The 13351-nt window shown below is 43.7% G+C and carries 14 protein-coding genes; 1 reads left to right on the plus strand and 13 read right to left on the minus strand.

What is annotated here, in order from left to right; translation table 11 throughout:
* Positions 1-47: 47 nt before the first annotated feature.
* A complete protein-coding gene (locus tag DVO77_RS10660; RefSeq protein WP_119978338.1) occupies positions 48-290 on the minus strand; it encodes a hypothetical protein in 243 nt (80 codons plus the stop codon).
* 150 nt (positions 291-440) lie between these two features.
* The gene (locus DVO77_RS10665; RefSeq protein WP_119978339.1) at positions 441-851 is read right to left on the minus strand and encodes a hypothetical protein; all 411 of its coding nucleotides are present in this window, start codon (positions 849-851) and stop codon (positions 441-443) included.
* A gap of 653 nt (positions 852-1504) precedes the next feature.
* On the opposite strand from DVO77_RS10665, the gene DVO77_RS10670 reads away from it, so the two are divergent.
* Complete coding sequence (locus DVO77_RS10670) at positions 1505-1945, plus strand: hypothetical protein (protein WP_119978340.1); 441 nt, start codon at positions 1505-1507, stop codon at positions 1943-1945.
* Between the two features lie 1137 nt (positions 1946-3082).
* Here the strand turns inward: DVO77_RS10670 and dinB are convergent.
* From dinB to DVO77_RS10725, 11 genes are all read right to left on the minus strand, one after another.
* The gene (gene dinB, locus DVO77_RS10675; RefSeq protein WP_110457786.1) at positions 3083-4162 is read right to left on the minus strand and encodes a DNA polymerase IV; all 1080 of its coding nucleotides are present in this window, start codon (positions 4160-4162) and stop codon (positions 3083-3085) included.
* 275 nt (positions 4163-4437) lie between these two features.
* Positions 4438-4905 carry a bacterioferritin gene (bfr, locus tag DVO77_RS10680; protein ID WP_110457787.1) on the minus strand — a complete coding sequence of 156 codons (468 nt, stop codon included), beginning with the start codon at positions 4903-4905 and terminating at the stop codon, positions 4438-4440.
* Between the two features lie 9 nt (positions 4906-4914).
* A complete protein-coding gene (gene bfr / locus DVO77_RS10685) occupies positions 4915-5388 on the minus strand; it encodes a bacterioferritin (RefSeq protein ID WP_119978341.1) in 474 nt (157 codons plus the stop codon).
* A 315-nt stretch (positions 5389-5703) separates the two neighbouring features.
* Complete coding sequence (gene nqrM / locus DVO77_RS10690; protein WP_110457789.1) at positions 5704-5925, minus strand: (Na+)-NQR maturation NqrM; 222 nt, start codon at positions 5923-5925, stop codon at positions 5704-5706.
* Positions 5926-6029: 104 nt separating this feature from the next.
* The gene (locus DVO77_RS10695) at positions 6030-7046 is read right to left on the minus strand and encodes an FAD:protein FMN transferase (RefSeq protein ID WP_119978342.1); all 1017 of its coding nucleotides are present in this window, start codon (positions 7044-7046) and stop codon (positions 6030-6032) included.
* Positions 7047-7162: 116 nt separating this feature from the next.
* Positions 7163-8410: an NADH:ubiquinone reductase (Na(+)-transporting) subunit F gene (gene nqrF / locus DVO77_RS10700; RefSeq protein WP_110457790.1), complete on the minus strand. Its 1248-nt coding sequence runs from the start codon at positions 8408-8410 to the stop codon at positions 7163-7165.
* A gap of 47 nt (positions 8411-8457) precedes the next feature.
* The gene (nqrE, locus tag DVO77_RS10705; RefSeq protein ID WP_110457791.1) at positions 8458-9066 is read right to left on the minus strand and encodes an NADH:ubiquinone reductase (Na(+)-transporting) subunit E; all 609 of its coding nucleotides are present in this window, start codon (positions 9064-9066) and stop codon (positions 8458-8460) included.
* A gap of 5 nt (positions 9067-9071) precedes the next feature.
* Positions 9072-9704: an NADH:ubiquinone reductase (Na(+)-transporting) subunit D gene (locus DVO77_RS10710; protein WP_110457792.1), complete on the minus strand. Its 633-nt coding sequence runs from the start codon at positions 9702-9704 to the stop codon at positions 9072-9074.
* Positions 9704-10498, minus strand: a complete 795-nt coding sequence (locus DVO77_RS10715) for a Na(+)-translocating NADH-quinone reductase subunit C (RefSeq protein ID WP_110457793.1) — start codon at positions 10496-10498, stop codon at positions 9704-9706. The genes DVO77_RS10710 and DVO77_RS10715 overlap by 1 nt, the downstream gene beginning before the upstream one ends.
* The gene (locus tag DVO77_RS10720; RefSeq protein ID WP_110457794.1) at positions 10491-11690 is read right to left on the minus strand and encodes an NADH:ubiquinone reductase (Na(+)-transporting) subunit B; all 1200 of its coding nucleotides are present in this window, start codon (positions 11688-11690) and stop codon (positions 10491-10493) included. Before DVO77_RS10720 ends, DVO77_RS10715 begins: the two co-directional genes overlap by 8 nt.
* Positions 11690-13024, minus strand: coding sequence for a Na(+)-translocating NADH-quinone reductase subunit A (locus DVO77_RS10725; RefSeq protein WP_119978380.1), 1335 nt, complete (start codon positions 13022-13024; stop codon positions 11690-11692). Before DVO77_RS10725 ends, DVO77_RS10720 begins: the two co-directional genes overlap by 1 nt.
* Positions 13025-13351: the final 327 nt, after the last annotated feature.

Consider the following 13351-nt stretch of genomic DNA (forward strand, 5'->3'; position numbering starts at 1 on the left):
ACGCAGGAGCAAAAGCCAACTGTTATTTGTCCTGCTTTAACGACTTGTTAGTTGTTGATTACACTAGACTTATTTTTAGCACTTGTAAGATAATTAGCACCAATTGAACCAATATAAAATAACACCCCAAAGACACTAATATCAATTAGTAGTTTTTGAATATCAAAAGCATCTGAAAATAAAGAATACTCAAAAGCGAATAAATAAAATATACCCTTTGATCCAAAATACGCAGTTAAAAAGGGGATTAAAAAGTTAAGTAAGGATTTGTTTGATTGATTAATTTCCATATTCATATCTCCATTATTGATTTAATTAACTCTGCTAGAAAAAACAGCTAACGCCACCTTAAGCGGCAAAAAATTGTTTGCTAAAATGTTGAACGAAGTGAAAACAGCAAACTGTTTTTTGTCCGTTTGAAGGTCTTGTTATATGCCGTATTATGCTAAGATATCAACCTTCCCATTTAACTGTTTACCGTCAAGATCTTTAAATTTATTTAAAACACCTGATAAAAAGTCAGTATTCTCACCAATGCTTTTTTTAAAATCTATGGATTTTTCAACTTGCCCAATTAAGTCTACTTTGATTTTACCTATTTTTTCGGGATCATTATTATATTGTTCAAGTACATTTAATGGTATAAATGGCACTACATCAAGTAAAGCACTTTCCCCTGATTTAATTAATGTATTAATTTCATCAATTGATATGTTTCTCATATCAATCTTTGTAGGTTGTGAATTATTTTGGTTTATGTTTTTTTCTACAGCAATAGATTCAGTCGGCATTTTATTGCCGCTAGCTGCTGTCGTAATGGAATAGTTTTGCCCTACATTTAAAATATTCATATTAATTCCTCATGTATTAATAGATATTTGATATTAATGCAAAAGGTGCACCATGTTAGATATTATACTAATGACTATTTTAGGCATATAACGCCGCTATAAGCGGCTTGTAATTGTTGGCTAAAATGTTGAACGGAGTGAAAACAGCCAACTGTTACAAGTCCGTTTGATTGCCTTGTTATGCGTAAAGTTGTTATGACTACAAACAACGCAATTTATATAAGCTTTCGTGGCAGCCCTACCGTAGAAGCAAAAAACACCCACGCAGTGCGACACACCAAGCCTTGAATTTTGAGCCACTCAAATAGAGTGACGTTTTTCACCAAGCCTACCTTGGCGAAAAACTGTTTAGCTAAAAGCTGAAACAAAATATTTAGCACTCAAGTTACCAAACTAAAGACAAGGCAACAAACGCGATAATCTTTATAAAGTGCCGACAGTCAAAAACAATTTACACTGAATTCGCGCTGACGCATAACGCCTAAATAACAGGAAAATTGAGTTGGACGCTTTTTTGCGGTTCTTTGCAAAAAATCGGCAAACTCTATTTTTCCTAGTTTATTTTCTTGTTATGTGTGTCTAGCAGAACACTCACAACACTGTTGGCACAAATTTCGCTTGATAATTGAAAACTTATTATTTTAGAGGCTAAAATGCAAATTACCAGTACTACTTATATGACTCCGGCAAAAGAAGCATATAAAACCGGCAATTCTTTGCCGGACAATAAAACCCAAAGTGCTATGGTTGCGCAAGAAGTATCCTCTATACATGAATTAGCCCAATATATAGACCCAAGTAATATGTCTCGAAATGAAGCTGCCATATTATCTGGTGCATTATTTCCCGATGAACCTAGTGCGACTTTTGGTGCACAAGCCATTATACTAGTAAATGATAATGGTACACTACGGAATGCAACTAAATCAGACGCAATCATGAATGAAAAATTTGATATGTTCGAGTCGATAAAAGGGCAAATGGAATTTAATCAGCAACGTGGTATATCAAATGACAACTTAGAGCTTGCTCAAGATTATTTACATAAATTGCAAATAGCAAAAACCTCTCCGTCAGTTAACATATACACATAACAGCTTATTGATTAGCAGCAGGATAACCTCCTGCTTTCTTGTAAGTCTCTTCGTCAAAATATCACTTGTAAGTGTTTGTTGTAAATATATTATTTAACAAAAAAGTCAGGTTAAATATGACAATTTAACAGATAAAAAAGATGCATAGGTGTTTACGAGGTCTGCATAGCACTTTTATATATATTACAAGCTATTGATAATAATGAGTTAATGTTTAAAAGTTAGTATTATCGATGCGCCAATCAAACGATTTATGCATCTTTTTCATAGTAATTATCTTAACTTGAACTATACATGGCTCTTCGTCGAAGGTGGTGGTAAACGTAGCTTTTAAGATAAACTTCTTCGTACAATTTCATATTCCCGATAGTCATGAGCGAAACCCTTTTATACCAGAAAGTATTAGGCCTAAAGGCTCCATGTGGTAGTCTTTAAGGCATACTACAAGGCAAGTTACTAGGGCCTTATCTTTTGCTTTCCGCATTAGTAAATATAAGGTAAACACAGAAACACAAAGTTCGAATGAGTAATTGTTCTAAATGATAAAGGGGCAAAAGCTTCTTAGCCTTTAACTCACTAGTCGTATCAAATGAAGTCCAATCGAAGAAGCGTTAGAGATAGGTGTAAGCGCGGTTTTGGCCCTTGGCGGCATGGATGCCGCCGTGGAGCGTATAGGGATATATTCACAGCGAGCCAAAAGAGCGCTTACACATAAGCCTGCTGCAAGCAATTAACTCACATTGAAGGTTCGACCTTCAAACACACTTAACAAATAAGATGTAGCCGAACGCTACTATAGCTAATCCCAAAAATTCCAAGCCTTAATTTCAAGGCCAGCAAACTTTGGGGCAAAACTAGGTTAGCTTTTAATGCGTTATTAGTCTCAAATGAAGTTAAATCGAAGAGAGTCAATATCCCAGTGTAAGCGCGGTTTTGGCCTTCGAAATCATGGATGATTTCGCAGAGCCCACATGGATGTGCTCGCGGCGTGCCAAAAGTGTGCTTGCACACAAGCTCACCGCAGGTGATTGATTGCAATGAAGATACGACCTTCAAGCCCACTTAACCAACTCCCACCCAGCCAAACGCTACTTAAGCTAATCCAAAAAATGACAAACCTTCATTTGAAGGCTAACCCTAAAACCCGAGATCCATCTGTGCAGCATTAAATTCATCTTCACTGTCACTGATGACAGCAGCACTCTCTAACCCTACCGACACACCGAGCAAGCGGATGCCGCGTCCCTCTTGGCGTGCTAACGCTTGCGATAACAGGTCATAAAACAATTTAACCGACACCTGATCGCTGCGATGCTCTATCGTGGTCTGTTTAAAATCATCAAATTTAAGTTTAACCACTTGCTTATGAATACGTCGCGCCGACGCGCTGCGACTAATGCGTGCCCCTAACTCTTGGATAAGTTGCGGCATAACCGATTCACACTGCTCCAAGGTATAGATATCCTTGGCCAGCGTAGTTTCGACTCCCACCGACTTTCGTTCCCGATGAGGCGAAATACTGCGATTATCGATCCCTTGTGCTCGCTCGACTAAGACACCACCAAACTTACCGAAACGCTCGATTAACGCCGTTTTAGAACACTGCTGCACATCCAAACAGGTGATTAATCCCATCTGCGCTAACTTGGCGGCAGTGACTTTTCCCACTCCGGGGATCTTTATCAGGGGTAAGGTTTTAACAAACTCGGTTACGGCATCTGGAGTGATCACATATTGGCCATTAGGTTTATTGAGATCGGAGGCAATTTTGGCTAAAAATTTAACCGGGGCGATCCCAGCCGATGCTGTGAGACCTGTAAGGTCAAATATCTCTTGCCTGATCGCTTCTGCAATTAAGGTCGCAGAGCCTTTATGGGCGTCGCAATCGGTGACATCTAGGTAGGCTTCATCGAGCGATAAGGGTTCGACTAATTCGGTATAGCGATTAAAGACGCTGCGGATCTGAGTGGAGACCGCTTTATACACATCCATCCGACCCGGCACCAAAATTAAATCGGGACACAACTTTAAGGCATAGGCTGAGGCCATAGCCGATCGTACACCAAATTGCCGAGCCTGATAGTTACAGGTACTGATCACCCCGCGGCGATCGCTGCGCCCGCCCACGGCTATCGGCTTGTCTCTTAACTCGGGAAAATCTCGCATTTCAACTGCCGCATAAAAGCAGTCCATGTCCACATGAATAATCTTTCTCAATGGGCATTACCTCCACCCGCAAGAATACTGTATATTTAAACAGTGCACAAACACTTATCCATGCCAACTCACCTAAACCGGCCACAGCAGTAGACTTAAAGGCCCTACCGCCTTAAGCGTAAACAAAAAACCACAGCATTATGCTGTGGCTTAGATCTAACGTTTTAGCTATCGGCTACTTTTATCCGCCATGATTAGAACAACCAAAGTGAACTTGGAGCAATTCAAATAACCGCGACTTGCACTACCTTAGTTGCAGCCCACAGCTTATAACCTTACATCTTAGACTGCAGGTAATTTTGCAGCCCAATTTTATCGATGAGACCCAGTTGTTTCTCTAACCAATACATATGATCTGACTCGGTTTCCTCAAGCAGTACCTCGAGTAACTCGCGTGAAGCATAATCTTTATGGGCTTCACATAAGGCGATGGCTTTACGCAGGTTATCGGCAACTTGATACTCATAGTTAAGATCATTTTGCAGCATCTCTTGCGGATCTTTGCCTATGTGCAGTGCTTCACGGCTGGCTACATCGGGCGTCCCCTCGAGAAACAGTATGCGCTCGACCAACTTTTTAGCATGTTCACGCTCATCGTCTGACTCATGGGAAATGCGCTCATGTAGTTCAGTTAAGCCCCAATCATCGTACATCAGCCCGTGTACAAAATATTGATCCATCGCCGACAGTTCACCAGTAAGCAATTGATTAAGTGTATTAATGACGTCTTGATTACCTTTCATCCTAAACTCCTACTCTGACTCTATCTGCGCTTGTAAATAGTTCTGAATCCCTGTCATCTTAATCAAGTCTTGCTGCGCTTCAATCCAATCAAGATAGGCCTCTTCATCTTCGAGAAGATCTTCTAGGATTTCACGGCTGACATAATCTTGCTCAGACTCACACAGACTTATCACGTTACGTAGTTCAATCAATTGTGCTTCTAGCATGGTTTTATCGCATTGCAGCATCTCTTGTGGATTTTCGCCAATATGCAGTTTTTCAAGTTGCTGCAGATTAGGTAGACCTTCGAGAAACAATACCCGCTCAATTAACTTGTCGGCATGTTTCATGTCCTGAATCGACTTTTTATAACATTTTTCGTTGAGCTCTTCTAAACCCCAATTTTTGTACATACGCGCATGTAAAAAGTATTGGTTAATGGCGGTGAGCTCAAATGTCAAAATCTTATTGAGATGCCGAATGACATTCGGATGACCTTTCATAGCAATTATCCTTATGTTCTATGAGAAATAGTGAATATCTGACCACGTTACTAACGCTGACAGTGTCGATGAGCCTCATGCTCTTACTCTGCTGGGCAATAATTTGTAATACTACTCTCAAGCTACTGGATCACGCCAATGAATACAATGTTGTGAGGTGGGACTTAGCAAGATTCACCAAGGGATCCTTGGCCGTGATGGAATAACAGTATAGCCTAAAGTGATAACAACAAATGGTGAGACACCGCGAATGCGGCATTGAGAAGGCAATAAAAGGCACCGATATCGGTGCCTTTGTGACATAAAATTAAGTGATTATATGATACGGTCTTGATTAAACTTGTTACTGCGCTCTTCTTCAGCCATTTTAGCCTTGCGCTTGTCACATGGATCGTCGCAATCACACGCTTTGTCGATGCCTAAAGCACCTAAGCCACCACAGCTACCCGCAACCGCTTTCTGCTTAACGATATAACCAACCGACATTAATACAAAAAAAAGCAGTAATACCACAAAAGCCGCTAAAAAAGTGCCCATCATATACTCCAAATGCATACCACCTACAAGGCAGACAATATGCGTCAAAAATCAATTGGGTGACGCTGTCACACCTCTAGGTGCGTGACAGCGTCTATATTGTATCACAAGCCAACGAAGGGCTTAAATGCATCACTGTAATAGACCTTGAAACCATTAGGCTGCTTTTCAATTAACATAACGGCAAGATGGTGTTCTTGCGCCAGAGCTAATGAGTCTTCGGTGCCCATCACCATCATCGCAGTCGCGTAACCATCCGCCATCATACTTTGCTTGTGCAGCACAGTGACAGAAGCGAGACGATGATTCACCGGATACCCAGTTCTAGGGTCAATAATATGGGTGAAGCGTTGACCGTCTTCTTCGTAGTAATTACGGTAATCACCAGAGGTTGCCATCGCCATATTGCCAGGTGTTATCACCTGCTGCACCTGACGTTCATCAATATCGGGCTGCTCGATCGCAATACGCCACGGACTTTCATCGGCTTTAGTGCCATATAGGCTGACTTCTCCGCCTATTTCAACCAAATAGCCTTTAGGCTGATATTTAGCCAAAAGATGAGCCACTTTATCGACTCCAAAGCCTTTAGCAATGGAAGATAAATCGACATATAAATCTGGGTTGTCTTTACGCAGTTTTAACCCATCAACACTTAAATGCTCGATGCCAGTTTTTGCTCTGGTCTGGGCGATTAGCTCGTCGCTAGGCACTTTGACAGGGCGCTTATCGGGACCAAAGCCCCATAGATTCACCAGCGGCCCTAATGTGATATCTAATGCCCCGTCGGTGATCTCAGACAAATCGATCCCGGCTTGGATAACTTGGGCTGTATCAGAGGACACCTCAATAGTGCTGGCTAAGGCCATCTGATTAAAACGCGACAGCTCGGAGTTACTCCGATAGGTCGACATCTGATTGTTGACCTGTTCCAGTGCAAGCTCAATTTCCGCCTGTAACAGTTGTTCATTAGGTTCCTGCCCACCACTGACAAACTTAATATGATAGGTGGTGCCCATAGTCTCACCAGACAGAGAGATCATGGGTGCCGATTGGCTACACGCTGAAACAAAAAAGGCTAGTCCAATTAAGACTAACCTATTGATAAAGGTCTTAAACATAATGACCATATTCCTTAATAATCACTCAGATAAACAATGGATTTCACCACAGAACGCCTAAGCGTCCAGGGTGAAATCACATAAAGCTGAGTCGATATTATCACAAGAACCTGCGATTAACCGCCGAAGTCATCCAATAAGATGTTTTCATCTTCAACGCCCAAATCTTTTAGCATACCGATAACAGCCGCATTCATCATCGGAGGACCACACATGTAGTACTCACAATCTTCTGGTGCTTCATGGTCGCGCAGGTAGTTTTCATACAAGACGTTATGAATAAAACCTGTGTAACCATCCCAGTTATCTTCTGGTTGTGGATCTGACAAGGCAACATGCCACACGAAGTTAGGATTCTCCGCCGCTAGGCCGTCAAAATCTTCGACGTAGAACATCTCACGCTTCGAACGCGCACCGTACCAGAAGCTGATCTTACGCTTAGACTTAAGACGCTTGAGTTGGTCAAAGATGTGTGAACGCATTGGGGCCATACCAGCACCACCACCGATAAAGACCATTTCGGCATCGGTATCTTTGGCAAAGAACTCACCAAATGGACCAGAAATCGTCACCTTATCACCCGCTTTTAGGCTCCAGATGTACGACGACATCTTACCACAAGGCAAGCTCAGGTTACGTGGAGGCGGCGTAGCAATACGCACGTTCAACATGATGATACCTTCCTCTTCAGGATAGTTCGCCATCGAGTACGCACGAATGGTTTCTTCGTCCACTTTTGATTCAAGATTAAAGAAACCAAAGTGTTCCCAGTCACCACGATATTCTGCTGGTACGTCAAAATCAGCATATTTAACATGGTGAGCCGGCGCTTCAATCTGAATGTAACCACCAGCGCGGAAAGGCACTGATTCGCCATCAGGAATTTGCAGCTTAAGCTCTTTAATGAAGGTTGCTTTGTTATCATTAGAGATAACTTCACAATCCCACTTTTTAATACCGAAGATCTCTTCTTCTAGTTCGATCTCCATATCGGCCTTCACGTTTACCTGACACGATAAACGGCAGCCGTTACGAGCATCGCCTTTAGAGATATGATCGCGCTCTGTTGGCAGAATATCACCACCACCAGACTTAACAATCACTTTACACTGACCACAAGAGCCACCGCCACCACAAGCAGATGAAACGAAAATACCGTTTTCAGCGAGTGCGCCAAGGAGCTTACCACCGGCACCGGTTTTAATTGCTTTGCTAGCATCATCATTGATGCTGATTGTGATATCACCACTTGGTACCAGCTTTGATTTGGCAAATAAAATAACCAATACCAACACTAGTACAATGGCAGTAAACATACTCACACCGAGATAGACGTCGATTGGAGTAGATTCAATAATACCCATGAACTTATCCTTTAAGGTTCAAAATCTGAAGCCGTTAAGGTGTCTCTTTACAGAGACACACCTGAGAACGACATGAAACCTAACGCCATTAAACCCGCGGTAGCAAAGGTAATACCTAAACCACGTAGACCATCAGGTACATCAGCATACTTTAACTTCTCGCGAATACCGGCTAGCAAGACAATTGCCAATGCCCAACCGATACCAGAACCTACACCAAACACTAAACTTTCGGTCAGGTTGTAGTCACGCTCAACCATGAAAGAGACCGCACCAAAAATCGCACAGTTTACCGTGATTAACGGTAAGAAGATGCCTAGCGCGTTGTATAGTGGTGGAAAGTACTTATCCAGTGCCATCTCGAGGATTTGCACTAAGGCGGCGATCACACCGATAAAGGTGATGAACTTCAAGAAGCTCAAGTCAGCATCAGGAACGCCTGCCCAAGCAAGTGCACCTGGGGCTAAGATCCCTTGATAGATAATTTGGTTAACGGGTACTGAAATCGCCAGCACCACAATAACGGCAACACCTAAGCCCATGGCGGTGGTGACTTTCTTCGATACCGCCAAGAAAGTACACATACCAAGGAAGAAGGATAACGCCATGTTTTCAATGAAAACAGAACGGACTAAAAGACTAATATAATGTTCCATAGCGCTTACCCTTTTGCTTCTACTTGATCAGGCTTCATAGTACGGATAATCCAGATCAACGCAGCAATCAGGAAGAACGCACTCGGCGGTAGCAACAACAAGCCGTTTGGCTGATACCAACCACCGTCAGAAATCTTACTTAAGATCTCGACGCCAAATAGAGAACCGTTACCAAATAGCTCACGAATGAAGCCGACGGACAACAGGATGGCACCATAGCCTAAACCATTACCGATACCGTCCATGAAACTCATCATCGGCGGTGTCTTCATCGCGTAAGCTTCAGCGCGGCCCATTACGATACAGTTGGTAATAATCAAACCAACGAATACCGACAGCTGCTTAGCAACATCATAGGCATAAGCTTGTAGGACTTGGTCTACCACGATAACTAGCGACGCGATAATCGTCATCTGCACGATAATACGCACACTGCTTGGAATGTGGTTACGGATCATCGAGATGAACAAGTTAGACAAGGCCGTTACTGCAGTCAGTGCGATAGTCATCACTAATGCCGTTTCCATCTTACTGGTCACAGCCAAAGCACTACACACACCCAAGATCTGCAACGCAATCGGGTTGTTACTAATAATAGGTCCAGTCAGAACCTGTTTAAGTTCTTTAGCGTTAGCCATTAGCTCAGCCCTCCGTTGCGCGCCTTTTCAATAAAGCGAGCGTAACCTTCTTCACCCAACCAAAACTCGAGTGAATACTGCACACCATTACTGGTTAGGGTCGCACCCGATAGCGCGTCAACACCGTGTACCGAGTTTGCGATAGCAGGGTTTTTGGTCACTTTAATCGCCAGGTTGCCCTGCTCGTCATAAAGTTTTTTACCTTCCCACTTAGCAATCCACTGCGGGTTTTGCACTTCACCACCTAGACCCGGGGTTTCACCCGCTCCGGTGAAGTCGTAATAAACTAAACTACGTACGGTATTGAGATCAGACTCGACCGCTAAGAAAGCGTACATGGTTGACCACAGGCCATAGCCCTTCACCGGAATGATCACAGTTTGCAGCTCACCTTTGTCATCGTTTACTAAGTAAACAACGCCAGTGTTAGCCACATTCTTAACCGATGCGATATCATTTTTAGGTTTAAATGAGGTCTCAGGGTTACGCGCGGCTTTATCGGCGTCAAAGGTGTTGGCATCGCCATCAACCCACTCACCCGACTTAAGATCGACCAGCTTAGCTTCAACATACTTATTGTAGGTGGCTAATATTTGATCTTTCTCAACGCTACCTGACTTAGTGTCCACCAAGCCAGCCGCTTCAAGAATGTACTTTTGCTTATCAAGCAGCTTGTTTTCTTGTTGCGTCGGTTTTAGCAGTACCGCAGCGGTAGATACAAATACCGAGCAGATGAAACATAATCCAACAACAACAAACAGTGTTCTACCGAACGAATCTTTATTACTAGCCACGTGCAATCCTCCGCTTGATATTCGACTGAACCACGAAATGGTCAAATAATGGAGCAAACAGGTTCGCGAATAAGATGGCCAACATCATGCCTTCAGGGAAAGCAGGGTTGATAACACGAATGAACACCGCCATAGCACCGATAAGGATACCGTAAGCCCATTTCGCATTATTAGTGAATGACGCAGAAACTGGATCTGTCGCCATAAACATCATACCGAACGCAAAGCCACCTAACACCAAATGCCAGTACCAAGGCATAGCAAACATAGGGTTAGTGTCGCTGCCAATCGCGTTAAGCAGTAGCGATACCGCGATCATACCGGCAAGCACACCACCCACAATGCGCCATGAAGCGATACGGGTATAGATGATAACCGCGCCACCAATCAATATAGCGAGAGTCGACACTTCGCCCACTGAACCTGGAATGAAACCAAAGAAGGCATTCCACCAGTCTTGGGTGAGTCCATACTCAAGGGTGCCTTGCGCCGCTTGGCTCAGCGCAGTAGCACCTGAGTAACCGTCAGCAACGACCCAAGTGGTATCGCCTGACATGTTGAGCGGATAAGCAAAGAATAGGAACGCACGACCGGCAAGGGCTGGGTTTAAGAAGTTACGCCCAGTACCACCGAAAATCTCTTTCGCCACAACCACACCAAAGGTAATACCTAAAGCAACCATCCACAGTGGAATAGTGGCTGGCAGGGTGAGCGCGAATAGGATTGAGGTAACAAAGAAACCTTCGTTAACTTCATGGCCGCGAACTGTCGCAAACAACACTTCCCATATACCACCCACGGCAAAAGTCACCGCGTAGATAGGCAGGAAGAAACAGGCGCCGTACCACATTAATGCGGCCACACCTGAGTCGGCAGTAAGCTCGGTACCAAACAGCCCGAACAAAGCCGTTTGCCAAACGTCAGGCGTCGCAAAGCCAGCGGCTAAGGCGTCTTGCGCTTGCAGACCCACGTTGTACATTCCCACAAACATGGCGGGAAATGCACAAGCCCAAACCGTAATCATCATACGTTTTAGGTCGAGGTTATCACGCACATGGGTACGACCCTTGTTTACGTGCCCCGGGGTATAAAATACTGTGTACGCGGCTTCAAACAGCGCGTACCACTTTTCGTATTTTCCGCCTTTTTCAAACTGCGGTTCAATACTTTTGAAAAACTGTTTCAAGCCCATTAGCCTTCCCTCACAATCGTATCTAAACAGTCACGCAGATATGACGCATAGTCATATTTACCGGGACATACGAATGTACATAGTGCCAAATCTTCTTCATCTAACTCCAGCGCACCTAACGCAGCGGCGCCATCGATATCACTCGAGACTAGGTCGCGTAATAACATGGTAGGAAGAATATCCAGAGGCATTACACGCTCATAGTTACCGATTGGCACCATTGCGCGGTCAGAACCACCCGTGCTGGTCGTCATATTAAACAGACGTGAAGGTGACAAATGACCTAAAAACGCACGCGTAATTGAGAACTTATCAGAACCAGGCATAGCCCAACCGATAAAGTCTTGCTGCCTGCCTTCTTCAAGTAGTGATACTTGATTATGGAAGCGACCAATATAAGCATGTGCGCCTACGGCGGTTTTACCATTTAAAATGGAGCCTGCAATCACACGAACATCGCCGTCAGCCATTTCACCTGCGGTCAGCTCAACCGTTGATGCACCCGCTGAGGTACGAACCAATCTAGGCTTAAGCGCCTTAGGACCGGCAACAGCAACCACACGCTGGGTATTTAACTCACCCGTTGTGAACAGTTGACCGATAGCGATCACATCTTGGTAGCCGATATGCCAAACAGTACGTTTTGCAGATGCTGGTAAGACAAAATGTATATGTGTACCGACAAGACCCGCAGGATGCGGACCGGCAAACTCTTCAACCTGTGCATTGGCAGCTGGAATATCAGCACCGGGCGCTTTACACAGATATACTTTTCCTTCGGTCAATCTGGCTAAGACTTTTAAGCCATTAGCAAAATCTTCCTTGTGCTCGTTAATGATAACGACAGGATCGGCAGCAAGAGGTTGAGTATCGATAGCGGTGACAAAGATACCAGCAGCAGAAGAGTCTACGGCAGGCGCTTTACTGAAGGGACGAGTGCGAAGTGCGGTCCACAAACCTGATTCAATCAAGTTGTCACGCACCAGTTGCTGGTCAAGAGAGTCTAAAGCAGATGCATCATATTTAGCAAAGGCAACGCTATCGTCCCCTTCCACTTCAATGACGACCGACTGAAGAACACGCTGAGCGCCCCGGTTAATGTCTGAAATTGTGCCACTGGCTAAAGCAGTATATTTAACGCCAGGATTCTTTTTGTCTTCAAAAATCACCTGACCTTTTTGCACCTTATCGCCCACTTTAATCTTCATGGTGGGACGTAAGCCAATATACTCTTCACCCAAAGTAGCTACATGTTTAATGGCTGGGCCATTATGGATAACTTGCTCTGGTCTACCTGTTATAGGTAGGTCCAATCCTTTCTTTATTGTAATCATATCCACAAGCACTACGTTATGAAGGAAAGATAATGCGTCGCGTTCCTGCTAAATGAGAAAGGCTTTGAAACAAATTCTATCTCATTGAGCTAGCGCAGATTTATTACAGAAATGCGATCGCAATCACGCTGGTCGGGCGCATTTTACCGCAAATAAATAGTTATCGCCATGGCAAATACAGTTGTTTTAAAAGGAAAGCAGGATTTTTATTGTGCGCAGTAGATCACAATTCTATGTTTTTTTAATAATTAGATTAAGCCGAATTAATTTAGCCCCTTGTCCTAACAGGGTTATAGCATTTGAGCGAGTCAAAAAACACTAAAGACT

The organism is Shewanella algidipiscicola (assembly GCF_003605125.1).
In the GTDB taxonomy this organism is placed as follows: domain Bacteria; phylum Pseudomonadota; class Gammaproteobacteria; order Enterobacterales; family Shewanellaceae; genus Shewanella; species Shewanella algidipiscicola.